The sequence below is a fragment of the Ectobacillus ponti genome, from assembly GCF_024294785.1.
In the GTDB taxonomy this organism is placed as follows: domain Bacteria; phylum Bacillota; class Bacilli; order Bacillales; family Bacillaceae_G; genus Ectobacillus; species Ectobacillus ponti.
In genome coordinates, this window is sequence record NZ_JANCLT010000002.1 from 123038 (window position 1) to 146610 (window position 23573).

Genomic DNA, 23573 nt, shown 5'->3' on the forward strand with positions numbered 1-23573 from the left:
GTCCGCTTATTGGCGCGACTCCTTTTTTGTATCCTCCGGCGCCTGCAGCAGCCAAAAGTGCTCAGCTGCCCCCAGCGTGATATATTCATATTTGTCGCTGCCAAGCTGCATGCTTGTGTTATAGAGCGAAAAGAAGATGTAATCCTTCTTGCTCGTATGCTCATCAATAATAAGCCCCACCTGCGGCTGCACATATTTCTCCGTCAGCTTCTTCCCCAGGCTCGCCAGCTCCCCCCACAGACTATCCGGGCTTTCAGCCTCCGTTCTGGCCATCGCCTCATGCACCTCCGTCCGCTGCACAAATTGCTTGGATGCCCATGCATTATATTCCGCTTTGTCCGGGTTTGTTTTTGCCAAATATACAAGGATGCCGATCAAGAGCGCCAACCAAACATATTTCCATTTCATCTTCCTCACCTCTATTACATCCTTATGTCCCATTCTCAAAAAATAAAACAAGCAGCCGGAAAGCTGCTTGTTTTACATGGGCGGTTTGACAGGGGCGGCCGGCTTCTTCAGCGTCCGGCGCAGCATGCCGTCCAGCCCAATGCGGCTGGCATTCTCCTTGGATGCCAAGAGAAGAATAGACCATAGAATGAGCTGTGGATTGACGTCCAGCGAACCGCTCAGCAGGTACACAAAATTCAGGAACAGCGCAAAGTAGATTGCGTGATTCGTAAACAGCGCGGCCAGAATCAAGATCCCAATCAGCAGCTCCGCCACCGGAATCACATAGTTCAGAATTTCCACATTCGGCAGAAATGCATATTTTACAATAAAAGCCCACCAGCTGCGCACTGTCGGATTGGCGGCATCAGCCTGCGCCACCGCATGCTGCAGAAACTGCGTCGCATCAAAATTTTTGCTCATAATTTTATTGAAGCCATGGGAAAACCAGACCCAGCCTACATATAAACGAACAATAAAGAGAATAAATTTAATTTTTCCGTTTCGTATTAAGAACTCTGTGAACAAAGTCTGCTCCCCCCAACTGCTTGACCTTCTCATTTCATGGTAGGAGGAAAGTGTATCCAAGTCAACCGCCTGTACAAAAAATACGCAAACAATGAGCTGTCTGCGTATTGCTTTTCCGCTGGGGAACTACATTTGCAGATGCTCCCGCAGCTGGCGGGACACCTGCCGGCGCGTTTCCTCCGGCACCATGTAATACCAGACATGCCCAAGCATGCGGCCATCTCCCGGCATTTGCACCTGTTCAATGTTGTCTGCCGCCTGCCGGTAATCCCGTTGCAGAGTGTACATATCGGCTGCAGTTAAATTGGTGCGCACGTTCTTCTGCACGGCTGCCAGCACCTCGTCAATATTGGCAAAGGAAGAGAAATCGGCACCCTTGCGAACCACTGCCTCCAGTACCTTGCGCTGCCGTTCCTGACGGCCAAAGTCGCCATTTGGATCTTCCTTGCGCATGCGCGCATAGCGCAGGGCCTCTTCGCCGTTCAGCTGAATGCTCCCCTTTTGGAAGGTCGAGCCCTCATAGCTGAATGGAAATAGATTATCCACCGTGATGCCGCCGACGGCATCCACCACATCACGAAAGCCGTCCATATTCATCTCCACATAATAATCAATGGGCACATTCAAAAACTTCTCAACTGTGCTCATTGCGGCGGCCACACCACCATACGCATAGGCATGGTTGATTTTGTCCCGCCGTCCTTGTCCGGCAATTTCCGCATAGGAATCGCGCGGTATGCTCACGACCTTCGTTGTGGCTTTTGCCGGATTCACCGTCACGAGCAGCATGGAATCTGAACGGCCCTTGTCGCCGCTCCGCTTGTCCACCCCCAGCACCAGCACAGAAATCGGGTCCTGCCGCTGCATCACAACCGGCTCGGGCCGCACCTGTTCGGCAGCCTGCCGCTTCACGGGCTGATGAACGGAATGAAGTGTCTGTTCCATTGCAGAGTAGACATGATACGTATAGAGACCGGTTGCAGCAAGTGCCGCCCCCAGAACGCCGAACGTCCAGCCCAGAATCTGTTTGCGCCTGCTCATAGAAATCGCCCCTTCTCATCTGGAATGGGCATAGTGTTTCCTTGGCAGCGGCAAACCATTCCAAGGATTAAGACTGCATCAGCGCTATAATCTGTCTCACGCGCGGGTCCTCCACCTGGTACAATACCTCCAGCTGCTTCCGTTCCGCTTTCAGGACGCGGCTCTTCTTCATCTTCGTGGTATGCTGGCTGATGACAGGCTGCGGCAGCCCCAGAGCCTCGCACATCTCCTTCACTGAAATGGAGCCGCACTGCATCACGAGTTCCAGCATCCGGAGTCTGACGGGATGGGCAATCAGCTTCAGAAGCTCTGCATACTGGGACGCTCCCTTTTCATCTATTTGTTGATATGTATGCATATTTGCCTCCTGACTATGCATTTAACAGTATTTTCTATTTATATTTAAAATATAAAGTACATAAACATCGAATGTAAAGAATTTATTTATCTCATATTCGAATTTTTGGATGAAAAAGAAAAAACCCGGCTCCTAAGAGCCAAGTTCCTCCATCAAGCGGCAGATTGTGCCAGTGTGCTTCCAACCGAGACAAGCACTGTAATGCCGAATAAAATGCCGACCACAATCCATGCGCCCTTCCGCTTCAGGCCGGCAACAGTCTGCAGGCCCGCAAACAGCAGGTAGAAGGACCACAGATAGAAAATATCAAACACAGACCCGAGCCCAGCCAGCATGCTGCCGGACGGGAACAGGCTTCCGAGGCTTGTAAAGCTTGTCATGCCCTCCCGGTAGCCTACAACTGCGAAGAGGATATTGTTCACCGCGTAATACACAATCACGACCGTGCTGGAATAAATCGTGAGGGACAGCATTTGCTTATAGGTCGCGTCACTTCCCGCGAGAGTCGTGCAAATCTTCAGGATGGCCCCGCCAATCAGAAAGATGATGGGAGACGCAATGAGGCCGATGACCGCCCCTGTAACGCCCATGATAGTTTGAAAGGTTGCTTTATCAATCGTCTGATCAGGCACAGCCGATTTGATTTGGGCGATTAACGCATCATTGACAATGAGATACATGAAGGCCCCAAGCATCACACTGAGCAGGATGGCCATGATGAACATCGGGCCGAGCACGCGCGGGTTGCGGCGCATCCTCTCGAATTGCACTGCCGGCGACAGCAGCATGCCTGCCAGAGAGGGCTTTGGCAGCTTAACTTTTTCCATTTGTACTTCCATTTGTGTTCCTCCTTATTCGTAACGCAAAGCCTCGATCGGGTCGAGCTTCGCTGCTTTGTTGGCTGGGATGAGACCAAAAATAATCCCGAGTGTCATTGAGAACAGCACACCGCCGATGACAACCTGCGGTGATACGAGCGGTGGCCAATTCGCAAAGGATGAGACCACATAGGCCCCGCCGACGCCAAGGCCGATGCCGATGATACCGCCAAGCATCGTCAGCATGACCGCTTCAATCAGAAACTGCAGCAGAATTTTGCCGCGCGTTGCTCCGAGCGCCTTGCGGATGCCGATTTCACGCGTCCGCTCCGTCACGGATACGAGCATGATGTTCATCACCCCGATGCCGCCGACCAGCAAGGAAATGCCGGCAATGCCGCCGATGATGCTCGTCATAATGCCTGTGACCTTGGAAATGCTCTTTTGAATTTCTTCAATGTTCAGCACTTCGTATTTGCCCTTCAGCTCCTCCGGCTTGCGGTCATTCAGCAGGGCCGCCGCCTTCTTGCCGGCAGTCTGCATGCTGTCCACATCCTTCGCCTGAATGGTGACGTTCTGAATATTGTCCGTGCCGTACAGCACCGGCCACAGCGGCAGCGGAATCAGCACCTGCGGATAGCTCAGGGCACCGAATAAGTCATCCGCGAGCTTATAGACACCGATAACCTGAAACGGCTGCCCCTTCAGCTCCACAATCCGGCCCACAGCCTTCTCCTTGCCGAACAGCTCTTCTGCGGCCTTCTCGTTCAGCATGATGACGTTGCTGCCCTGCTCCACATCCGTTTGATTCAGCTGTCTGCCCGCTGTGGTCTTCAGCTTGTTCACGATAAAATAGTCCGCTGTCACCCCATCCAGCTGCGGATGCACGGTTTTGTCCCCCGCCGTGATGCTGTCGGAGGAGGAGTTCACCGTGATGACATGGGCGACCTCCGGAATTTGGCCGATCAGCAGCAGGTCCTCTTGGGAGAAGGTCGGCGTTTGATCAAAGGGCATTGCGAACATATCCTGCTCCTCCGGCTTGAACATGAGCTGCACGGTGTTGTTGCCGTCTCCGATGATGGAGGACTTCAGCATGGCTTCCCCGCCTTGGCCGATTGCCACAACCGTAATGATGGAGCCGACGCCGATAATGATGCCGAGCATGGTCAGCGCAGAGCGCAGCTTGTGCGCGAGAATGGAGGAAATCGCGATTTTCATGCTATCGAGCAAGCTCATGCGTATTCCTCCGATCCTCTGTGATGCGGCCGTCGCGGATCATGATGCGGCGCCGGGCGTAGGCTGCCACCTCATCCTCGTGCGTGACCATAATAATGGTCGTCCCCTCCTGATTCAGCTGCGTAAAAATCTCCATCACCTGCTCGCCGGACTTGGAATCCAAGGCGCCGGTCGGCTCATCTGCGAGGATGAAGGCGGGACGATTGGCAATGGCTCTGGCGATGGCGACGCGCTGCTTTTGTCCGCCGGACAGCTGGTTGGGCAGATGGTGGACCCGGTCAGACAAGCCGACCTTCCCCAGCGCCTCGAGTGCCCGCTCACGCCGCTCCTTCTTGCCGAGGCCGCCGTACACAAGCGGCAGCTCCACATTCTCCACCGCGCTCAGGCGCGGCAGGAGATGGAAATGCTGAAAGACAAAGCCGATATATTCGTTGCGCACCTTGGCCAGATGGGCTTCATCCGCCTCTGGAATGCTTACGCCATTCAGCACATATGTGCCACTTGTCGGGCGGTCGAGGCAGCCGATGATGTTCATCAAAGTGGACTTCCCTGAGCCGGACGGCCCCATAATGGCGGCAAACTCGCCGTCTTCAATTTCAAGGCTGATCTCATATAGAACGGGGACAGAAAGCGTGCCCTGCTTATATGTCTTTTCCACACCGCCGAGGCTGATCATGGTTTCACTTCCATTCCGGCATACAGCTTGTCAGTCGGGCTTTTGACGACCTTCTGCTCCGGCTTCAGGCCCTCGATAATCTCAATCCACTCTCCATCGCTGAGGCCCGTTGTGACCTTCTGCTCCTTCAGCTTGCCGTTTTCAGCCACATACACGAATGGAGAATCACCCTTCTCCACAAGGCTGCTGCGCGGAATTGCCTGGATCGTCTTGGACGTAATATTCACCTGCAGGGAAACATGATAGCCCGGCGCCAGTCCATCCTGCGTATCCAGCGATGCTTTATAAGCGTAATAGGAAATCGTGCCCGCATCCTGTCCGGCAGCTGCCGTCAATTGGCCAGCCTCTGCTGTGTTCGGATAGGAGCTGACCTCGGTAATCTTTCCCTTCCACGTCTTATTCGGCACGGCCTTGGAGGTCAGGGATACCTCCTGTCCCGGCTGCACCTGGGCCTTTTGCAGCTCGTTCAGGCTGCCCTCCACAACAAACGGTGCTTTCGGCGCAATCTGCAGAATGGCCTTTGCACCTGCCGCCATCCCTGCCCCCGCCTGCACAGCCTGCTCATCCACCTGCTGCACGATGCCGGCCACAGGGCTTGTCACCGTCAGCTCAGCCTGCTTTTGCACCAGCTGCTCCCGCTGCAGCTTATTCCGCTCCATCTCCAGCTCTGTCGTTTTCTGGGTGACCTCCAGCTCGCCCAGCTGCGCCTGCAGCGGATTCAGCACCTCTGCCGGCGCGCTTGCATCCTTCGCCTTTTGTATGTCAGCCTTCAGGCTCTTCACCTTATCCTTTGTCTGGCTGTAGCGCAGAGACGTGATTTTCTCATCCATCTCCAGCTGCTTCAGCTGCAGCGTCAAATCCGCGCTTTCATATGTATACAGCTTTTGTCCCGCCTGCACCTCGTCCCCTTTCTTGACGAGCAGCTCCTTCAGCTTCCCCTTCGCCGCATCCGGATACAGCGATGTAATTTCACCGGAAGACACCCGCCCGGATACAAGCTTCGTATTGTTTAAGGTTTTCTCGCTCAGTGAGGTGAAGGCCATGCCGCCGGTTTCCGCCTTTTTCTTGCTCTGCAGCACGGCTACATTCACGCCCGCAATGAGCAGGACAGCTGCGGCGATGCCTGCTATGATCCACTTCTTCTTTTTGGGAGAACGCACTGTTTCCGTTTGCATCGTTGTAGCTCCTTTTTTATGATTCTAGTATTATCCCATTATATATCCACTGACAAATATATACAATAAAATCCATAGTTTTTTCCAATTATGGACATAGTTGTTGATTCTTATTTCCAATGTTAAATTCATACTTTACAACTAAGAATAATATGGTTTATAGTAGAAAAAATCATATAAAAAGCTGATCAGACAAACTGAAGGCACCGCACTGCTCAGGCAGCGCCGTGCCTTTTTTTTATGGTCCGCAAAGGAGAGAGACGATGAAAAAGCTGCTTGTATTCATTTTAATCGGCTTTACAGCCCAACTGATTGACGGGTCACTCGGCATGGCCTATGGAGTCACCTCCACCACGCTGCTGCTGACATTCGGCATTGCGCCGGCAGTGGCTTCCGCCTCTGTACATCTGGCGGAAGTTGTCACTACAGCGGCTTCCGGGGCTTCCCATATCAAATTTGGCAACGTGGATCAGGGGATGGTGAAACGGCTTGTACTGCCGGGGGCTGCCGGGGCCTTCATCGGTGCATGCTTCCTCAGCAATCTGCCCGGCCAGCTCATCAAGCCCTATGTATCTCTGTTTCTGCTGGCGCTTGGACTCTATATTATGTACCGCTTCCTGTTTCCGCAGCACTTCCATCGCCAGACGGCGTCCAAAGCGCTGCCCAATAAGCAGCTGATTCCCCTCGGGCTCATCGCCGGCTTTTTTGATGCCACGGGCGGCGGCGGCTGGGGGCCCATTGCCACGCCGGTGCTGCTGGCGCGCAAGCAGCTTGAAGCAAGAAAGGTTATCGGCACAGTGGATACAGCAGAATTCGCTGTTGCTTCCGCGGCCACACTGGGCTTCCTGATCTCGCTCGGCTGGGAGCAGGTCAACTGGTATTGGGTGCTCACCCTGATGCTTGGCGGACTTGCGGCTGCTCCCATCGCAGCCTGGCTGGTCCGCATCATTCCCGCCCATCTGCTCGGTGTGCTTGTAGGCGGGCTGATTATCCTGACAAACATCCGGACGCTCCTGCAGGCATGGTCCTTCCCCAAGGACTGGCACACGCCGGCTTACATCAGTCTTTTTGTTCTGTGGGCATTGGCGCTTCTGCTTACAGTCCGCCGGCAAAGGGCGGCAAGCCTCTCCGAAAGGCTTTAACTTTCCATGGGGTCCTGATGGCTGGAATCCCAACATCCAAACCTTCCATAAGTAAATAGAACAGCGCCCGGCACTGGTCTGCCGGGCGCTTTTGTTGTTACCCTATACTCTTTATGATTTTGCTGATGCGCTCATCGGCTATTTCATAATACATCTCCAGCCCGCTTCTCGTTCCTTTGACAAGGTTATGATACCGCAGCTTCGCCAAGTGGAGACTTACTGTCGACTGCGGCAAGTCCAGCTTGGTGTGGAGGGTTTTTACGTTTGCCTTCCCCTCCTTCAACAGCAGGTTCACCAAATGCAAGCGGATGGGGTGGCCCAGCGCTTTTAAAATGTCAGCACCCTCTACATATTGTATTTCTGCAGCATAATACTCCTCCATCATTCCTCTTCCTCCCTACCTCATTCTTGTTTCATCATGAACTCCTCACCAAGCATAAGGAAGCAATAGAAGCACTGGTTGACTGGTAAGAATACCCTTATACATTCCATTATAAATGCACTTTCCAGAATATTCAATATTGATTTAACTTTATATACTAAATTTTATCTTTTTGATAAGAAAATAAGTCTAATTGCTTATAGGCTCTTTCCTTTTCCACTATATCAGAAACGGTTATTCCAATGAGGCGGATGATGTCCCCCGCCCAGTTGTGCCGCCAAAGCCGCACGGCTGCCTGAAACAGCTCCTCCCCCTCCATAATGGGCTGCCCAAGCTTGCGGCTGCGCGTCAGGGTTGTCCGTTCCCGGTCCGCATATCGGATGGTCAGATGCACATTCTGTGTCAACACGCCCTTCGCCTGCAGCCGACCGCTCATATCCTGGCAAATCGCCAGCAGCTCATCTAAAATGAACGGCTCTTGATCTGTGTCTGTGAGGAACGTCCGATACTTGCTCAGTGTCCGCACCTGATCCGCCGTACTCGGATCCACCGGGCGGTTATCATGGCCGTTCACATAGGCCTGCATGCTCAGGCCGCGGTTGCCAAGCAGCCGCTTCACCTCACCCGTGTCCGCCTTGGCGAAGCCGCCGATTGTGTGAATGCCATGCGCCTCCAGCAGGGCAGCGGACTTCTCCCCGATTCCATGTGTGCGCAGGATGGGAAGCGGCCACAGCTTCTCCTGAATATCGCGCCGGCGCAGTACCGTAATGCCTCTTGGCTTTTGGAATCCGCTCGCCATCTTGGCAAGAAACTTGCACGGGGCAATCCCGATGGATAAGGTGGTGCCGATCTCCTCCTCCACCCGCTGTTGAATATGGCGCACTAAAGCAGGCACACCTCCATATGCTTCGTACACGTCACTGACATCCATATAGCATTCATCAATGCTGGCGACCTCAATCAGCGGTGTGATGCTGCCGAGAAAGGAGAAAATGCGGCGGGATTCCTGCTTATACAGGGGAAAATCCGGAGTTTTGATGATGAGGTCCGGACAGAGGCGGCGGGCCTGCTCGATGAACATCAGCGTGTGGATGCCCTTTGCCCTCGCTTCGTAGGAAGCTGTAATGACAAACCCCTTCCGTTTATTGCCGACAATCGCCAGCGGCTTGCCGCGCAGCTCGGGATGATGGGCCTGCTCCACTCCGGCATAGAAGGCGTCGCAATCCACGTGTAAAATGACTCTGCCCATACAGCTCCCTCCTTTTTTGCTTAGTATGCAAACATCGGAGAAGCTTTAGCAAAACAAAAAAGGAGCAGATTTGCAAATCCGCCCCTCAGCTCAGCCGCTCAATCAAGTCATGCAGCCGTTCCAGCGTGGTCAGCTGGCGGGCGCAGGCATGGCTGTCCCGGCAAATGTAATTTCCTTTTCGTACGAAAGCATCCTGCGTGGAGCCTTTTTTCTCCGACATGAACAGCCCGACCTCGCCGTGGCGGTTGCACAGGGCGCAGACGCTTTTTTTGTGCATTGTGCTGAAGGTGCCGTGGATGCCTGTCAGCTTGCCCTTATATGCTGTCACGATATACTTGCGGCCAGAGCCCTTGTCGTCCCAGCCCATATACGGGAATTCCCGCAAATCCAAGCCCTCAAGAGACGGCGCCTTCAGCTTCTTCGCCTTCGGGAACAGCTTCTTCACCACGCCCTCCGTAACCGCCGGAAACGGAATCACATATGGCTTCACGCCTGCCAGAAACGGCTCGGCATCCTCCTTGCTCCGAATAGCAACAATTGGCCCAAGCAGGTCAGCCCGCTCCCCGTCCAGCCCGCCGAACAGCTCCGCCACCTTTTCCCACGTGACCGCCCGCAGCGCTGCCAGTACATTCCGGTCGTTTGCGGAGGCGTGGCCGTTGATCAGCACCTGCACCTGCGACTTGATAAAATTATAGTGCTCACTTCTTATAAATGGTTCCATTTCTATCACCTCGTTCCCTATCTATTGTATGGCAAGTGCCGCCCCTTCAACCAGGTGCACTTTCGTTTAGAAGCAAACTCGCCATACGGGAACCTACGATTTCTTGTATACAATCCGCTTGATGGTCTCTGCTGAAAGAAAATAGTCCTGTGCCAAATCGGCAATGCTTCTGCCGTTTTGGAAGGCGCACCGGATGTCCGCGTTCCGCTCCTCAAGCAGCTTTCGTCCGCCTGATTTGGTGCCCCACTTTTGATGGGCCTCCTGCGGCTTTGGAATATACAGCATCTCGCCCTGCACATATTTTTGGATTTCAGCAAGCAAGCTCTCCGGCAGCACGGCCGCCGCTTTCACATATTTCATGTCTGCCAGCTCCTTATTTTAGATTGCAAATAAGGCGCAAAGCCGGACATGGAAGGCGATTTTACTTCTTACACCCCATGCAAAGAATCGCCGCCTCCGGCTTTGCATGAGTCGCTGCAGTATGAGGCAGTGTGCGTGCCATTCCCCCACCCCCTTTTTCTTCCATATTATATACTCAACGGCTTTCCACTTCCACTGATAAAACATGCTGAATGCGCTTCAGCGAGCTGTACAGGTCTGTGGTATACAGCTTCTCCGGCGCCAGGACAATCATCTCCACCTGCTGGCGGTCAGCATCCAAATCCTTCACCTTCACCCGCTTCACCTGCATGCGGAGCTGCTTGATTTCCTTAAAAATCGCATTCAGCTCTGTGTGGTCGCCCACGATCATTTTCACCGCAAGGTCCTGCTGCTTCAGCGCAGCCGGCCCCAGGCGCTTCACCAAATACGGAAACACATTGATTGCCAGGATGACAAACACCATGGCCACGAGCGCTTCTGCATAAAAGCCGGCGCCGATGGCAATTCCTAAAGCAGAGGCCGCCCACACCATGGACGCTGTGGTCAATCCAGAAATGACATCATTGTTCCGGCGCAAAATCACCCCGGCCCCGAGAAAACCGACGCCGCTCACAATTTGGGCAGCCAGACGCATCGGGTCCATATTGGTATGCCCGGGCAAGGAATATTTATGAACAGACTGAATGGACACAATCGTGATGAGACAGCTGGCCACGGAGATGACCATGCTCGTTTTCACGCCAAGCGGCTTATTTTTCAGCTGGCGGTCCAATCCAATCATTAAACCGACAAATAACGAGACACTTAATTTTACTAAAAAGGTTAAACTCATACCCGCTCTCCCCCCATGTATAAATACTGCTATTCTACCAAAGGAGGGCGCCCGCCACAATGGACTTTCATTCCCAGCATGCGTTGACGCATATGCGGGGCAGTGTTACAATTTAGAATGGAATCTCTGTTAGGTGAGGCTCCTGTATGGATATACGCTGCTGCCCAAAAATGTCGAGAGACGCCAATGGGTCAACAGGAACGATCGGCATGAAGGTCTTTCTTAACGCAGCTGGCATTTGCCTAAGCCATACAGTGCTAAAGCTCGACGAGGGAGAGGAATGACTGGGACGCTTGAGGACTGCTTTGGAATAGGCAGTTCATTCTTGCGTATGCACATTGTCAAAGCCTTCGCCCCCGTGGTGAAGGCTTTTTTGAATAGGGTGTTACGTTTTTTGGTTGCATATCCAGCTCCGCCGGCTGGCTCACTGCCAGGGAGAACCCGGCCACATAAAAGGCAAAATGCGCCTTTTAGCGGTCGGAACCTCCCTTCGGTGAGCCGAACGAGCCGCTTGCGCTTTTTGGTTTGATATCCAGCTCCAGCGGCTGGCTCACTGCCAGGGAGAACCCAACCGCATAAAAGGCAAAATGCGCCTTTTAGCGGTCGGAACCTCCCTTCGGTGAGCCGAACGAGCCGCTTGCGCTTTTAATAATGGGAGGTGAGGGCATGGACCCGGATTATCCACGTTCGGATGAGATACACAGGCGAAAACAGCGGGGCAAGGCGGTTCCTGCTCTCCCTCTGAGGGGAAAGGGCCCTGAACGCCTCGCGTGAAAACGGAGAGGTGAATACGATGATCAAAATGTATTTGTATGACGAAGCCATGAAGCGCGTACAGTCCAACGTTTCCCTGCAGGATATTCACGCTCATCTGGAGCAGCCGGACAACCTGCTTTGGATTGATCTGTACGATGTGAAGGCGGATGAGCTGTATACCATTGCCAAAGCCTTCGACTTCCACCCCCTGGCGATTGAGGACTGCCTGCATGACAGCCCGCGCGCCAAGGTGGATGACTATGAGGATTATAAATTTTTCGTGTTTCATGCCCTCCGCTATAACGAGGAGAGCGATAATGAGATTACGACGCTGGAGCTCAATGTGTTTCTTGGGCCCAACTATGTCGTCACCATTCACAAGCATAAGCTGCGCTGGCTTGGCCAGATGGATGCGGTGTGCTGCGTGAGTCCGAAATACTTGAGCCGCGGCGCTGATTTCCTGCTGTATACGCTCATTGACGGCATCACCGACGAATACTTCCCGATTCTCGACCGCATCGGCGTGCGGATTGACGAGCTGGAGGACGAAATGTATCAGGAAGGCGTGAAAGAGGTAACGGAGGAGTTCCTGGCCCTGAAACGGACGATCATTCTCATCCGCCGGGTCATCCTGCCGCAGCGGCGCATCTTCCTGACCACGAACGGACGCTGGAAATTCCAGATTCAAGAGGACAACATTCCGTTCTACACCGACCTGATTGACCATATTGAACGCATCGTGGACTCTACCGAAACCTACCGCGACCTGGCAAACAGCGCCCTGGATACCTACTATTCTATTATCAGCGCCAAGTCGAGCGAAAAGCTGAATGTATTGACCATCATCTCCACCATCATGCTGCCATTGACCTTTATCACCGGCTTTTTCGGCATGAACGTGCCGCTGCCTTTTGAAAAATCACCCATTACAACCATTGTGATTTTCATTGGTCTCATCGCCATGACCTATGGCATGTGGCGGTATTTTAAGAAGCATGAGTTGATGTAGCAAAGCGGCCCATTCGCATGTGATGGGCCTTTTTCGTATTTTATCAATAAAATGGAAAACGAACGACCTGCCAACGTGAAATTTCTGCTAAAATATGTGAATGATGCTTTCGTAAAGGATGGAGTTAGATGCACGTACAAACAAAAGAGATGAGGCAGCATTTGCATGCTGACTGCGGAAGCTGCTTCGGCCTGTGCTGCGTGGCCCTGCCGTACGCCAAAACAGCAGACTTCGCTTTTGACAAAGACAGCGGCACCCCTTGCCGCAACCTGCAGGAGGACTACCGCTGCAGCATTCACCAAAGCCTGAGAGAAAAAGGCTTCAAGGGCTGCACCGTCTACGAGTGCTTCGGCGCCGGGCAAAAGGTGTCGCAGACAACCTATGGGGGCGTGGATTGGAGAAGCAACCCGGCCTCTGCGCGCGAAATGTTCGATGTGTTTCCCATCATGCAGCAGCTTCACGAAATGCTGTATTACCTGCACGAAGCCATGAGCATTGCTGCATCCCAGCCGCTTTTGGCCAAGCTTGAGCAAGCCTATGCAGACACCGAAAAGCTGACACTCCTGCAGCCGGTGGAAATGCTGCAGCTGGACGTACCGGCACACCGCGCTGTTGTAGGCGGCCTGCTGGGACAGGCAAGCGAAGAGGTGCGGGCGCAGGCGCCGAAAGGAAAGCCGCGAAAAGTCGGCCGGGGCCTGGAGCTGCTTGGCGCCAAACTGCGCGGGGCGGACCTCCGGGCGCACAGCTTCCGCGGGGCGCTGCTCATTGCTGCTGACCTGCGCGATGCCGACCTGCGAGTGGCTGACTTGATCGGGGCGGATTTGCGGGATGCCGACCTCAGCGGAGCCGACTTACGCGGCTGCCTCTTCCTGACTCAGGTGCAAATCAACGCCGCCAAAGGCAGCAGGCAAACGAAGCTGCCTCCTGCCCTGCAGCTGCCGCGGCACTGGCAATAAACACAGCCCTTTCCTGTGCGGAAAGGGCTGTATTTATACGATCTCTTTTATCACTCGCGCCGGATTTCCCCCAACCACTACATTTGCCGGAACATCCTTGACCACAACAGCTCCAGACGCAATCACCGCATTTTCTCCAATGGTCACGCCGGGATTGATGACCGCCCGTCCCCCGATCCACACGTTGTCACCGATTGTCACCGGCTTCGTATACTCAATTTCCGTAATGCGCTCGTGTGCTTGTACAGGATGCGTGTTCGTGTAAATATGTACGCCCGGCGCCATCATGCAGTTCTTCCCGATGGTCACCTTGCCGCCGTCCAGAATCGTGCAATCGAAGTTCGCGTAGAAATTCTCCCCGACATGGATGTTGTAGCCATAGTCACAGCGGAAATCGGACTCAATGTAAATGCGTTCCCCTGTAGAGCCGAACATTTCCTTCAATAAGGCTGTACGCGCCTCATAATCGGTTTCGTCTGTGTTGTTGAACTTGCGGACCAGTCTTCTTGCCCGTTCCCGGTCCTTGGTCAACTCCTGGTCTGCCGGAAAGTACAATTCCCCGCTTATCATCTTTTCTTTTTCTGTTGTCATATGCCCAAACCCCTTTCGCTGCAATCCCTTACATTTTATCACAATACACATTGTCACAAACCCAACAAAAACAATTACTTTATTTTTGATTATGATTGATTACGTTGTTTTATCTTCGTAAAATAAAGATATCACCGATGTAGGAGGAAGCTGTTATGGATATTGTACAGGCCCCATTTCTGCAAGAGGTTATGCATACGACCTATAACATGTGGCGCTTTGGCTGGGATGAGCGCAACGGCGGCAACGTCAGCTGCCTGCTGCAGGAGGAGGAGCTCCTACCCTATTTGGATCTTTCGCACATCACACGGTCGATTCCAATGGAATGTCCCGTTCCGGGGCTGGCCGGCCGGTATTTCATCGTAACCGGCTCCGGAAAATATTTTAAAAATGTAAAAGACAACCCAAGCGACTCCCTGGGCATCATCCGGGTGAATGGCGATGGCACTGCCATTGATGTGCTGTGGGGCCTCGACAATGATGGCAGGCCGACAAGCGAGCTGCCGGCGCATTTTAAAAGCCATATTGTCCGCTTGCAGCAGGATCCGAACCATCGGGTCATCCTGCACAACCATGCCACAAATATGATCGCCATGACCTTTACCCATGAGTTGGACGAACGGAAATTTACAAAAACGCTCTGGCAGATGTGTACGGAGTGCATTGTCGTCTTTCCTGACGGTGTCGGCATGCTGCCTTGGATGGTGCCAGGCACAGATGAAATTGGCGAACAAACTGCCTTGAAAATGCAGCGGCACCGCCTCGTCGTCTGGCCGCATCACGGCATTTTCGGCGCCGGCACAACGGTGGATGAAGCCTTTGGTCTCATCGAGACAGCAGAAAAAGCAGCGCAGATTTACACACTGATCAGCTCCCATCGGGACGGCATCAAGCAGGTAATCACCGACAAGCAGTTGGCCGAGCTGGCGGCAGCCTTCGGGGTCAAGCCTTTGGCAGGAATTTTGTAATGGTGTATGCTAGGATAAAAAACAGACATTTGTAGAGGGGTATTTCGCTATGCTGATGGCAGAAAGACATCAAAAAATTATAGAGCTGGTGAACCGGCAGATGAGCGTGCGCGTCTCCGAGCTCAGCAGGCTGTTCTCGGTCACCGAGGAAACAATCCGGCGTGATCTGGAGAAGCTGGAGAAGGACGGGCGGCTGCAGCGCAGCCACGGCGGCGCGGTCAGCCTGCAGCAGGAAAGCAGAGAGGTGGAGTTTTCGCAGCGGGAGATTACGAGTGTACACGAAAAGAAGGCAATTGCCTATCAGGCTGTCTCTCTGATTGAGCCCGGCGACCGCATCATTCTCGATGCCAGCTCCACAGCCTGGTACGTGGCCAAAGCCATTCCCGACATGCCGCTGACGGTTATCACGAATTCCATTCAGGTGGCCATTGAGCTGAGCAAGAAGGAGCATGTCCAGGTCATCTCCCTCGGAGGCAATCTGCTGCCGGCCTCCCTTTCCTATGCGGGGCCGCTGGCGGAGCGCTCCCTGAAGCATTATCATGTCAACAAGCTCTTTCTCTCCTGCCAGGGCGTCCACTTGGAGAGCGGCTTAAGCGATTCCCACGAGCTGCAGGCGCTCTTAAAAAGGCGCATGATGGAGGCTGCCGATATGACCATTCTGATGGCGGACTCCAGCAAGTTTGGCGTGCGGACCTTCGCCCATATTGCGCCGATTCATAAAGTACAGCGCATCATCACCGATGACGGACTGCAGCCGCATGTGCGGCAGGAGCTGCAGGAACGCGGGCTGCAGGTGACAATGGCGGGCGTATAAGAAAGGGGGCTGACCTAGGTCAGCCCCCTGCTTAGTTTCCACAATTCCGCTCGTTTCCCGACAATCACACACGCTTTCCTACAATTTAAACGAACTTTCCTACAATTCGCGGTTGCTTTCCTACAATTCAAACGAACTTTCCTACAATTCGAATTTAAGCAAACATCCCCTATCCCCGCTTACTCAGCACTTCCCGCTCGTACGCCTTCACTTCCTCCAGCCAAGCTTCCTTCGCCGGCACGCCCATCTTTTCGCAGTAGTAATTCCAGATGGCACCGAACGGATATGTCTTGAACTCCTCCTGCAAGGCCAGGCGCTCCGTGAAATTGCCTTCCTCCTGCAGCTGCTTCAGGTATGCGTGCGGCGTCAGCAGCGCATACAGCATGGCCTTGATCATGTTGCGCGTGCCAATAGTCCACGCAGCCACCCGGTTGATGCTGGCATCAAAGAAATCCAGACCGATCATGACACGGTCCAGGGCATCGTTTCGTACGATTTCATGGGCGATTTCCCGCAGCTCATCATCCAGCGTCACTACGTGGTCGCTGTCCCAGCGCACCGGACGGGAGACGTGCAGCGCCACCTGATCACTGAACAGCAGCATGGAAGAAATCTTATTCGACACGGTTTCCGTCGGATGGTAGTGGCCTGTGTCCAAGAGACATAGCTTGTTATTCTTCAAAGCATAGCCCATATAAAATTCATGGGAGCCGACAACATAGGACTCAGAGCCGATGCCGAACAGCTTGCTTTCCACCGCATCCACGTTATGGTTCTCATCCACCGGCACAGCAAAAATTTGATCCAGGGAATCCTTCAGGCGCTGGCGCGGCGTCAGGCGGTCACTCGGTGTATCCTTGTAGCCGTCCGGAATCCAAATGTTCGTTAAGCAAGGCGTGCCCAGCTCCTGTCCAAAGTACGCCCCGATTTTTCGGCTGGCGATGCAGTGTTCAATCCAGAATTTGCGGATTTCCTCATCCGGATGCGCCAACGTCAGGCCGTCTGCCGCTTTGTCATGGGAAAACAGTGTAGGATTGAAGTCCAAGCCGACGCCGTTCTGCTTCGCCCATTCCACCCAGCCTGCAAAATGCTTCGGCTCCAGCTCGTTCCGCTCCACCACTTCGCCGTTTGTTTCTGCATAGATGGCGTGCAGGTTCACACGATGCTTGCCCGGAATCAAGGACAGCGCCTTCTCCAAATCCTGCCGCAGCTCCTCAGGCGTCCGTGCCTTACCTGGATAGTTTCCTGTTACATCAATCCCGCCGGACAGCTCTCCTCTGTTGACCTCAAAGCCGCCCACATCATCACCCTGCCAACAGTGAATGGAGATCGGCAGACGGGACAACTGCTCCAGCACATCATCCACCCCAATGCCCCATTTCTCATATTCTTGTTTCGCGAACTCATAGCCCTCCCGGATTGTCATACTCTGCTCCCCCTTGTACCTGTAAATGTTTTTACCGCAAATGAATGCTGAATGAGTGTTCTTGCTTCCTCCAAGCCTGCGATCTCTCCTGCTGCCATCAGCTGCGCAACCAGATTGCCAATGGCGGTTGCCTCAACCGGCCCCGCCACTACTTCCTTGCCGGTCGCGTCCGCAAGGAGCTGATTCAGCAGCTCATTCTGGCAGCCTCCCCCGATGACATTCACTTTCGGGAATTTCTGTTCAAAAATCTCCTCAATCTCGCCAATTGCCTTTTGATAGCTGACTACGAGACTATCAAATACACATTTTGCGACCTCGCCCGGCGTGTGCGGCAGCGGCTGGTTTGTCTCCTGGCAATATTGCTGGATGGCTGTCACCATATGGTCCGGCTTCAGAAATCTGGCATCGTCCACATTCACAATCGAGTCGAATTCCGCCTGCTTTGCCAGCTCCACCAGCTGTGCAAAGGAATACACACTGTCATAATTGCGGCGCACCTCCTGGATCATCCACAGCCCCATGATATTTTTCAGGAAGCGGTAGCGGTAATCCAGGCCGCCCTCATTTGTAAAATTATAATCCAACGCCTTGGTCACACAGATCGGAAAATGATTTTCCACCCCGATTAAGGACCAGGTGCCGGAGCTGATATAAATCGTGTCCTGCAGCTCTGGGACGGCAATGACAGCTGAGCCGGTGTCATGCGTGGCCGGCAATATCACCTGCAGATCAAACCCAAGCTCCTCCGCCAGCTCCTGCTTCAGGCTGCCCAACACCGTCTTTGGCGCGTGAATCTCTCCGAACATCTCCGCCGGAATTCCGAGCTTCTCCAGCAAATCCAGGTCCCACTTTTTCGTAAAAGCGTTCACCAGCTGCGTGGACGTCGCGTTTGTATACTCATTTGCCTTCTTGCCTGTCAGCAGATAATTGAGGTAATCCGGGATCATTAAAAAGGTTTTGGCCCGCGCCAGAATATCAGGGTGGCTCTTTTTCAAGGCGTACAGCTGATAGATGGTGTTGAACTTCTGGAACTGAATGCCCGTCTCCAGATACAGGCGTTCCTTGGAGATGATTTCGAATACCTCCTCCATCATGCCATCCGTGCGCGGGTCGCGGTATGCCACCGCCTCTGTCAGCAGCTCATCGTTCTCACCCAACAGCACAAAATCGACAGCCCATGTATCAATGCCGATGCTCTCCGGCTGAATGCCCAAATCACGGCAGGCATGCAGTCCCTGCTTCACTTCCGCAAACAGCGCCGCCACGTCCCAGCAAAAATGGCCGCCCCGCTGCACAAGCTGGTTTTCAAAGCGGTACACCTCCCGCAGCTCCAGCTTGCCGTTCGCCAGCCGTCCTGCCATCAGCCTGCCGCTGGAGGCGCCAATATCCACTGCTATTCTGTATTTGCCCATCCCCATCACCCCATTGAAAGCGTTTCATCTGCTTTCATCATACGGAAAAACAACCGGCAATCCTATAACGCAAATCGCCTTTTTATTGTCCTGATTTGCACGCCAAAAAACCCTGACCTCCTTCCCGTCAGGGCTTCCGTATTTTACGTAAAAATCGCTTCCAAAAGCCTTGTTGCTTCTCCGCCTCCGCGATGCTTCTCAGGAATGCCTGCTCCAGCTGCCGCTCGGCTTTCTCGATAATCTCCTCGAGCTGCCGCATTTCTTCTTTCATCACAATAGCCCCAGTGCCACAAGCCCGTTCCAAATGCCATCCTCATCGCATGCGGTGGTCACATGCTTCGCCTGCCGCTTCAAGGCCGGCACCGCATTTCCCATCGCCACACCCGTTCCGACAAAGGAAAGCATTTCTATATCATTCAATCCGTCGCCAAACGCATAGGAATGCTCCCGCCGCAATCCAGCCTTCGCCAAAAATTGCTGAATGCCCATCGCCTTCGAGCAGCCCTGCGGCAGCACATCGACCGCCAACGGATGCCAGCGGATGAAGGAGAAATGCGGATATTGCTCCATATACTGCTGCTCCTGTCCTTCCTCACAAAAGAGAATACCCTGATGCACTGGGGAATGCTTATAAAATTCAGCGTCCCATTCCGGGTGCTCCATCAGCAGGCTCTGATATCCGCTGCGGATGAAGGGGTGGTCCTTCTCTGTCACATAGATGCTGTCATGATTGTGGAAGGCCACGGGATGCCCATTCCGGCCTGCCGCATCCACCAGCTCGCCCAGAGCGTCAGGGGACATGGGATTGCTGTGGATTTCCTCTCCCTCAAACACGACATACTGTCCATTGATGGACACATACGAATGGATGCCAAGCTCCTCCCGCACCCAATCAAACATGGCCGGTGTCCGTCCCGTTGCAATTGCGGTGTAAATGCCGGCCTCCTGCAGCTGCCGCACAGCTTTCCTTGTGGAATCCGGAATTTGCTTTTCTTCATCCAGCAGCGTTCCATCAATATCAAAAAAGACAATCTTCTGATTCATCTGACTCTCCTCCTTTTCGGGGAAACTCCTAACGCCTTCTGGAGTCACGCGGAATTTCCCTTAGAAAAAGCGTAAAATATGAAATGCTTTTCACGTCAATACCTGTTGGGAGAATTTTTCTATATACGCTATACTGATAACGAGGTGAGAAGCATTGGCCAACATTAAAGAGATTGCTGCACGTGCAGGTGTCTCCATTTCAACTGTCTCCCGGGTGCTGAACAATCACCCATATGTCAGCGAGGAAAAACGGCAAGCTGTACAGCGCATTATTGACGAACTGGACTACTCGCAAAATTTAAATGCCATTCATCTCTTGAAGGGCCGGACCTATACAATTGGGGTCATGCTTCCGTTTGCCAATCTGCCGTACTTCAACATGATGATAGAAGGAATTGCGGCTGCAGCATTGGAGTCAGGCTACCGGCTGACGCTCTGCCAGACCAACTATGACAGGCAGGAGGAAATGAAGGTATTTGAGATGCTGAAGATGCGGCAGTTCGACGGGGTCATTGTATGTTCCGCCGCCAGCTCATGGGATCAAATGGAACCCTATGCCGGCCAGCATGCCGTCCTTGCCTGCGAGAACACCGCACCCTACGCTATTTCCAGTGTACATATGAACCATTACGAGGGCTTCTCCATGGGGATGCAATATCTCATCCAAAAGGAGCACCGTCACATCGGCTATTGCATGGCCCGCCGCAACAGCTTCAACTCCCGCAGCCGCGAGCAGGCCTACCGGGATGCGCTGGCTGCCATCGGGGAGGACGTGCGGGAGGACTGGATGCTCCATGATTGCTATTCAGTGGAGGACGGCGAACAAGCTATGCGGCACCTGCTGCAGCTGCCTTCCCGCCCGACTGCCCTGTTTGCTTCAAGCGACCAAGTGGCCGCCGGATTGCTGGCCGAAGCAAGACGGCAGGGCTTGCGTGTGCCGGAGGACTTGGCTGTGCTCGGTTTTGATGACCAGCCGATTGCCCGTGCCCTTGATCTGACAACCATCGCCCATCCGCTTGTGGAGCTGGGAAGACAGGCATTTCAGGCGCTGCATGAACGAATTGAAGATCCGTCCCTGGATATTGTCCGGCGGGAGCTGGCTTTTCGGCTTGTGGAGCGGATGACTGTGTAGAACTACAAAGCTGGCAGATGTCAGGTTCAGAACATATATGTCGGGAAATCCGAACAACTGTCGGGTTCGAATTGCTGCTTGTAACAAGCTTGTCGGGTTCTCGCAGAAACTTGTCGGGTTATTTTCTAAACTTGACCGGTTACTTTCAAAACTTGTCAGGTTCTCCAATGAAGGTGCGTGAAAAAGAGATGCAGATACACGGCAAAGAGAGGGGTTTAGATATATAAAGACCATGCTACTTGGCATGGTCCCGCAGTTCCTTCGGCGTTTGTCCGTATTTGCTTTTGAAAATCCGGTAAAAGTAGCTGATGTTGTCATAGCCGGTTTGCTCGGCAACAGAAGCAATCGGGAGATTTGTCCCTTCGAGCAGTTCCTTCGCCTTGTCAAGGCGCTTTTCCTGCAGCAGCTCCTTGAACGTATGCCCCGTCGCCTTTTTAATCTGCTTGCTGAGGCCATAGTGCGTCTGATTCAGCTGCCGGGCCAGCTCCGACAGCGATGCCTCCCGGAAATGCTCCTCAATATACTGAAACGTCTCCACCACCAGCGTGTGCCGCCGCGACAGCTCGCCTTGATGCTGCAGCTTGTCTGTATGCTTGATCAGCTCAATCATGAACAGTCCCATATACAGCTTGATGGCAGATTCCGAGAACAAGGACGGCTGCAGAATTTCCCGGATCATCTTATGCAGCAGCTCCTGAATCTCTGTTACCTCAGCCACCTTGAAATACAGAAACTGCCCATTATGCGTATGGTTGTAAAGACTGTTCAGCAGAAAATTGCTCACTATATTTTCGGCGGCAATATACGAAAAAATGAAATCGAAAAACTCCATCCGGATGAGGAAGTTAATGATAATATCCTCATTGGCACAGGCCTCAATTTCATGCTCGATATGCTGATTGAGCAGCAAAAGCTCGCCCTGCTGCAGCGTGATCTGCTTCCCTCCCACGGTCTGATGCAGCTGCCCGTGATAGACGTAGTTGAGTTCAATGTAATCATGCTTATGCAGCGGGAAGTCCACAAAGCGTGTGTGCTTGCGGACCATAATCATCTGATCCCGGCTGAGGAGCTTGTCAATTTCAATGATGAACTGCTCCTTGCTGGTATACAGCTCCTGCTTCACTTCCTGTTTCTGCAGGATGGCTTGCTCTTCTTCCGTGATTTGCATAAGCTCCTGAAGCAAATCCACCCGCGGCACCTCCTGTCATTGGTTGTAGGATACAACCCGAAAAGCCTGGTTGCAGTGCTCCAAGCGCGAAACACTGGCATTTTTAATATCCACAGTCGGATCGAATTCCTCCGAAAACTGCTTCAGCAAGGTGCGGATGACGTTGCCATGGGTCACAATCAGCACATTCCCGCCGCCGGCAGCAATCACTTCCTGCAGACCGGTTTCAATGCGCGCCCACATCTCCTCATAGCCTTCCGCATGCTGCAGCGGATCCGACTGCTTCATGGCATCCACAACCTCCTGCGGTGTACAGCTGCGGATCAGCGTATGAAAATCCGGGTAGCCTTTGTCCTGTGCCACCTTGCCCCAGGCCACCTCTGAATATTCCCCCTCAAAGCTGCCGAAAAAGGTTTCCCGAAAAGCCTTCATTCTCGTAATGGTTGGGACTTCATGCTGGTTCTGCCGCAGGATGATTTCCGCTGTCTCCACGGTTCTCCCCGAGTCACTCGTATACACCCGGTCAAACGCAAGATCGCCCAGCCGGCTTCCTGTTTCGGCCGCAACCATCTTCCCCTCTTCCGTAAGCGGACTGTCCGCCCACCCCTGCATTCTTTTATAGCGGTTCAAATACGTTTCCCCGTGTCTGACAAGATACAAGCTGATTTTGTTCTCCATGTCCATTCCCCCTGTACTCTCAATATACTATACAAGCAGCCGGGAAAGATAAAAGGAAGCGGGTGGACGCATAGAAAAAGAGCCAAGATCCCTCTTGGAGACTTGGCTCTTGCCTGCAGACTGCGAATGTGAAATTGCAGCTGCACTACGCCTTGAATGTGCTTGGCATCACAACGGCGACCACCTGGCCGCGGGCGCAGAGTGTGTCGCCGGCGTATACCTCTGTGTCAACCTGCCATTTCTTCGGATGAATTTCTGTTATCTTGCCCACAGCCTTCAGCTCGATGCCCTGCGGCGTCGGCTTCAGAAAATCAACGTGGAGCGAGGCAGTGACAAAGCGCGGCGGCTCGGAGCCATCGCCAACCTCATGTCCATTCTTGCGGTGCAGCGCAAGCGCGGCCGAACCCGTGCCGTGGCAGTCGATCAGCGAGGCCATCACCCCGCCATAGACGAAGCCCGGAATCGCAGTATGCTCCGGTTCTGGTGTGAATAGTGTAACCGTTTGGTCTCCCTGCCAGCCTGTCCGGAAGTGATGCCCGCTCTCGTTCAGGCGGCCGCACCCGTAGCACCAGGCAAAATCGTCCGGATATTCATCTTGAATGGCTTTTGTAACAAGCTGTTCCATCTATATCC

General features: G+C 53.4%; 27 protein-coding genes and 1 riboswitch. Of the genes, 6 read left to right on the forward strand and 21 right to left on the reverse strand.

From position 1 onward, the window contains the following. Positions 1-6: 6 nt before the first annotated feature. From NK662_RS04075 to NK662_RS04110, 8 genes are all read right to left on the reverse strand, one after another. Positions 7-408, reverse strand: coding sequence for a DUF4359 domain-containing protein (locus NK662_RS04075; protein ID WP_254757633.1), 402 nt, complete (start codon positions 406-408; stop codon positions 7-9). A 72-nt stretch (positions 409-480) separates the two neighbouring features. Then, complete coding sequence (locus NK662_RS04080; protein ID WP_254757634.1) at positions 481-975, reverse strand: DoxX family membrane protein; 495 nt, start codon at positions 973-975, stop codon at positions 481-483. Positions 976-1101: 126 nt separating this feature from the next. After that, the gene (locus tag NK662_RS04085; protein WP_254757635.1) at positions 1102-2016 is read right to left on the reverse strand and encodes an LCP family glycopolymer transferase; all 915 of its coding nucleotides are present in this window, start codon (positions 2014-2016) and stop codon (positions 1102-1104) included. A 67-nt stretch (positions 2017-2083) separates the two neighbouring features. Continuing rightward, positions 2084-2374 (reverse strand): ArsR/SmtB family transcription factor, encoded by a 291-nt coding sequence (locus tag NK662_RS04090; RefSeq protein ID WP_254757636.1) that lies wholly within the window; start codon positions 2372-2374, stop codon positions 2084-2086. Between the two features lie 152 nt (positions 2375-2526). Beyond that, positions 2527-3213, reverse strand: a complete 687-nt coding sequence (yknW, locus tag NK662_RS04095; protein ID WP_254757637.1) for a YknW family membrane protein — start codon at positions 3211-3213, stop codon at positions 2527-2529. Positions 3214-3225: 12 nt separating this feature from the next. Next, a complete protein-coding gene (locus NK662_RS04100) occupies positions 3226-4428 on the reverse strand; it encodes an ABC transporter permease (protein WP_254757638.1) in 1203 nt (400 codons plus the stop codon). Further along, complete coding sequence (locus NK662_RS04105) at positions 4412-5104, reverse strand: ABC transporter ATP-binding protein (protein ID WP_254757639.1); 693 nt, start codon at positions 5102-5104, stop codon at positions 4412-4414. The genes NK662_RS04100 and NK662_RS04105 overlap by 17 nt, the downstream gene beginning before the upstream one ends. Continuing rightward, a complete protein-coding gene (locus NK662_RS04110) occupies positions 5101-6279 on the reverse strand; it encodes an efflux RND transporter periplasmic adaptor subunit (RefSeq protein ID WP_254757640.1) in 1179 nt (392 codons plus the stop codon). The genes NK662_RS04105 and NK662_RS04110 overlap by 4 nt, the downstream gene beginning before the upstream one ends. 263 nt (positions 6280-6542) lie before the next feature. Here NK662_RS04110 and NK662_RS04115 point away from each other — a divergent pair, with 263 nt between their 5' ends. Further along, positions 6543-7421, forward strand: coding sequence for a sulfite exporter TauE/SafE family protein (locus tag NK662_RS04115; RefSeq protein ID WP_254757641.1), 879 nt, complete (start codon positions 6543-6545; stop codon positions 7419-7421). A gap of 97 nt (positions 7422-7518) precedes the next feature. On the opposite strand, the gene NK662_RS04120 is transcribed toward NK662_RS04115, so the two are convergent. The 5 genes from NK662_RS04120 to NK662_RS04140 form a co-directional block, all read right to left on the reverse strand. Further along, complete coding sequence (locus NK662_RS04120; RefSeq protein ID WP_254757642.1) at positions 7519-7806, reverse strand: ArsR/SmtB family transcription factor; 288 nt, start codon at positions 7804-7806, stop codon at positions 7519-7521. Positions 7807-7960: 154 nt separating this feature from the next. After that, positions 7961-9052, reverse strand: a complete 1092-nt coding sequence (locus tag NK662_RS04125; RefSeq protein ID WP_254757643.1) for a DNA polymerase IV — start codon at positions 9050-9052, stop codon at positions 7961-7963. An 85-nt stretch (positions 9053-9137) separates the two neighbouring features. Further along, complete coding sequence (locus tag NK662_RS04130) at positions 9138-9773, reverse strand: FusB/FusC family EF-G-binding protein (RefSeq protein ID WP_254757644.1); 636 nt, start codon at positions 9771-9773, stop codon at positions 9138-9140. A 93-nt stretch (positions 9774-9866) separates the two neighbouring features. Beyond that, positions 9867-10133: a CD3324 family protein gene (locus NK662_RS04135; RefSeq protein WP_254757645.1), complete on the reverse strand. Its 267-nt coding sequence runs from the start codon at positions 10131-10133 to the stop codon at positions 9867-9869. Positions 10134-10308: 175 nt separating this feature from the next. Then, the gene (locus NK662_RS04140; RefSeq protein ID WP_254757646.1) at positions 10309-10986 is read right to left on the reverse strand and encodes an MgtC/SapB family protein; all 678 of its coding nucleotides are present in this window, start codon (positions 10984-10986) and stop codon (positions 10309-10311) included. 118 nt (positions 10987-11104) lie between these two features. Next, positions 11105-11268: riboswitch (M-box (ykoK) riboswitch) on the forward strand. Between the two features lie 511 nt (positions 11269-11779). On the opposite strand from NK662_RS04140, the gene corA reads away from it, so the two are divergent. Continuing rightward, entirely contained in the window at positions 11780-12751 is a 972-nt protein-coding gene (corA, locus tag NK662_RS04145) for a magnesium/cobalt transporter CorA (protein WP_254757647.1), read from the forward strand. 128 nt (positions 12752-12879) lie between these two features. After that, on the forward strand, positions 12880-13707 hold the full coding sequence (locus tag NK662_RS04150; protein WP_254757648.1) for a pentapeptide repeat-containing protein: 828 nt from the start codon (positions 12880-12882) through the stop codon (positions 13705-13707). Between the two features lie 33 nt (positions 13708-13740). Here NK662_RS04150 and NK662_RS04155 read toward each other — a convergent pair whose 3' ends face one another. After that, positions 13741-14298: a sugar O-acetyltransferase gene (locus tag NK662_RS04155; RefSeq protein ID WP_254757649.1), complete on the reverse strand. Its 558-nt coding sequence runs from the start codon at positions 14296-14298 to the stop codon at positions 13741-13743. 155 nt (positions 14299-14453) lie between these two features. On the opposite strand from NK662_RS04155, the gene rhaD reads away from it, so the two are divergent. Further along, complete coding sequence (gene rhaD, locus NK662_RS04160; protein WP_254757650.1) at positions 14454-15266, forward strand: rhamnulose-1-phosphate aldolase; 813 nt, start codon at positions 14454-14456, stop codon at positions 15264-15266. A gap of 49 nt (positions 15267-15315) precedes the next feature. Then, positions 15316-16080, forward strand: a complete 765-nt coding sequence (locus NK662_RS04165) for a DeoR/GlpR family DNA-binding transcription regulator (RefSeq protein ID WP_254757651.1) — start codon at positions 15316-15318, stop codon at positions 16078-16080. 169 nt (positions 16081-16249) lie between these two features. Here NK662_RS04165 and rhaA read toward each other — a convergent pair whose 3' ends face one another. The 4 genes from rhaA to NK662_RS04185 all read right to left on the reverse strand — a co-directional run bounded on the left by rhaA (position 16250) and on the right by NK662_RS04185 (position 19962). Then, on the reverse strand, positions 16250-17506 hold the full coding sequence (gene rhaA / locus NK662_RS04170) for an L-rhamnose isomerase (protein WP_254757652.1): 1257 nt from the start codon (positions 17504-17506) through the stop codon (positions 16250-16252). After that, positions 17503-18918, reverse strand: a complete 1416-nt coding sequence (gene rhaB / locus NK662_RS04175; protein ID WP_254757653.1) for a rhamnulokinase — start codon at positions 18916-18918, stop codon at positions 17503-17505. Before rhaB ends, rhaA begins: the two co-directional genes overlap by 4 nt. Before the next feature lie 127 nt (positions 18919-19045). Beyond that, positions 19046-19189 (reverse strand): hypothetical protein, encoded by a 144-nt coding sequence (locus NK662_RS04180; protein ID WP_254757654.1) that lies wholly within the window; start codon positions 19187-19189, stop codon positions 19046-19048. After that, positions 19189-19962, reverse strand: coding sequence for a Cof-type HAD-IIB family hydrolase (locus tag NK662_RS04185; RefSeq protein WP_254757655.1), 774 nt, complete (start codon positions 19960-19962; stop codon positions 19189-19191). Before NK662_RS04185 ends, NK662_RS04180 begins: the two co-directional genes overlap by 1 nt. 154 nt (positions 19963-20116) lie before the next feature. On the opposite strand from NK662_RS04185, the gene NK662_RS04190 reads away from it, so the two are divergent. Further along, positions 20117-21094 (forward strand): LacI family DNA-binding transcriptional regulator, encoded by a 978-nt coding sequence (locus NK662_RS04190; protein ID WP_254757656.1) that lies wholly within the window; start codon positions 20117-20119, stop codon positions 21092-21094. 235 nt (positions 21095-21329) lie between these two features. Here the strand turns inward: NK662_RS04190 and NK662_RS04195 are convergent, their stop codons facing one another. The 3 genes from NK662_RS04195 to NK662_RS04205 form a co-directional block, all read right to left on the reverse strand. Continuing rightward, positions 21330-22283: an AraC family transcriptional regulator gene (locus NK662_RS04195; RefSeq protein ID WP_254757657.1), complete on the reverse strand. Its 954-nt coding sequence runs from the start codon at positions 22281-22283 to the stop codon at positions 21330-21332. Positions 22284-22298: 15 nt separating this feature from the next. Continuing rightward, positions 22299-22940 (reverse strand): histidine phosphatase family protein, encoded by a 642-nt coding sequence (locus tag NK662_RS04200; RefSeq protein WP_254757658.1) that lies wholly within the window; start codon positions 22938-22940, stop codon positions 22299-22301. Between the two features lie 145 nt (positions 22941-23085). Next, entirely contained in the window at positions 23086-23565 is a 480-nt protein-coding gene (locus tag NK662_RS04205) for a PaaI family thioesterase (protein ID WP_254757659.1), read from the reverse strand. Positions 23566-23573: the final 8 nt, after the last annotated feature.

Excerpts from the sequence above, each read along its gene's own strand:
- NK662_RS04075 (WP_254757633.1), bottom strand. The coding sequence starts at position 408 with ATGAAATGGAAATATGTTTGGTTGGCGCTCTTGATCGGCATCCTTGTA.
- NK662_RS04085 (WP_254757635.1), bottom strand. The coding sequence starts at position 2,016 with ATGAGCAGGCGCAAACAGATTCTGGGCTGGACGTTCGGCGTTCTGGGG.
- NK662_RS04090 (WP_254757636.1), bottom strand. The coding sequence starts at position 2,374 with ATGCATACATATCAACAAATAGATGAAAAGGGAGCGTCCCAGTATGCA.
- yknW (WP_254757637.1), bottom strand. The coding sequence starts at position 3,213 with ATGGAAGTACAAATGGAAAAAGTTAAGCTGCCAAAGCCCTCTCTGGCA.
- NK662_RS04100 (WP_254757638.1), bottom strand. The coding sequence starts at position 4,428 with ATGAGCTTGCTCGATAGCATGAAAATCGCGATTTCCTCCATTCTCGCG.
- NK662_RS04105 (WP_254757639.1), bottom strand. The coding sequence starts at position 5,104 with ATGATCAGCCTCGGCGGTGTGGAAAAGACATATAAGCAGGGCACGCTT.
- NK662_RS04110 (WP_254757640.1), bottom strand. The coding sequence starts at position 6,279 with ATGCAAACGGAAACAGTGCGTTCTCCCAAAAAGAAGAAGTGGATCATA.
- NK662_RS04115 (WP_254757641.1), top strand. The coding sequence starts at position 6,543 with ATGAAAAAGCTGCTTGTATTCATTTTAATCGGCTTTACAGCCCAACTG.
- NK662_RS04120 (WP_254757642.1), bottom strand. The coding sequence starts at position 7,806 with ATGATGGAGGAGTATTATGCTGCAGAAATACAATATGTAGAGGGTGCT.
- NK662_RS04125 (WP_254757643.1), bottom strand. The coding sequence starts at position 9,052 with ATGGGCAGAGTCATTTTACACGTGGATTGCGACGCCTTCTATGCCGGA.
- NK662_RS04130 (WP_254757644.1), bottom strand. The coding sequence starts at position 9,773 with ATGGAACCATTTATAAGAAGTGAGCACTATAATTTTATCAAGTCGCAG.
- NK662_RS04135 (WP_254757645.1), bottom strand. The coding sequence starts at position 10,133 with ATGAAATATGTGAAAGCGGCGGCCGTGCTGCCGGAGAGCTTGCTTGCT.
- NK662_RS04140 (WP_254757646.1), bottom strand. The coding sequence starts at position 10,986 with ATGAGTTTAACCTTTTTAGTAAAATTAAGTGTCTCGTTATTTGTCGGT.
- corA (WP_254757647.1), top strand. The coding sequence starts at position 11,780 with ATGATCAAAATGTATTTGTATGACGAAGCCATGAAGCGCGTACAGTCC.
- NK662_RS04150 (WP_254757648.1), top strand. The coding sequence starts at position 12,880 with ATGCACGTACAAACAAAAGAGATGAGGCAGCATTTGCATGCTGACTGC.
- NK662_RS04155 (WP_254757649.1), bottom strand. The coding sequence starts at position 14,298 with ATGACAACAGAAAAAGAAAAGATGATAAGCGGGGAATTGTACTTTCCG.
- rhaD (WP_254757650.1), top strand. The coding sequence starts at position 14,454 with ATGGATATTGTACAGGCCCCATTTCTGCAAGAGGTTATGCATACGACC.
- NK662_RS04165 (WP_254757651.1), top strand. The coding sequence starts at position 15,316 with ATGCTGATGGCAGAAAGACATCAAAAAATTATAGAGCTGGTGAACCGG.
- rhaA (WP_254757652.1), bottom strand. The coding sequence starts at position 17,506 with ATGACAATCCGGGAGGGCTATGAGTTCGCGAAACAAGAATATGAGAAA.
- rhaB (WP_254757653.1), bottom strand. The coding sequence starts at position 18,918 with ATGGGCAAATACAGAATAGCAGTGGATATTGGCGCCTCCAGCGGCAGG.
- NK662_RS04180 (WP_254757654.1), bottom strand. The coding sequence starts at position 19,189 with ATGAAAGAAGAAATGCGGCAGCTCGAGGAGATTATCGAGAAAGCCGAG.
- NK662_RS04185 (WP_254757655.1), bottom strand. The coding sequence starts at position 19,962 with ATGAATCAGAAGATTGTCTTTTTTGATATTGATGGAACGCTGCTGGAT.
- NK662_RS04200 (WP_254757658.1), bottom strand. The coding sequence starts at position 22,940 with ATGGAGAACAAAATCAGCTTGTATCTTGTCAGACACGGGGAAACGTAT.
- NK662_RS04205 (WP_254757659.1), bottom strand. The coding sequence starts at position 23,565 with ATGGAACAGCTTGTTACAAAAGCCATTCAAGATGAATATCCGGACGAT.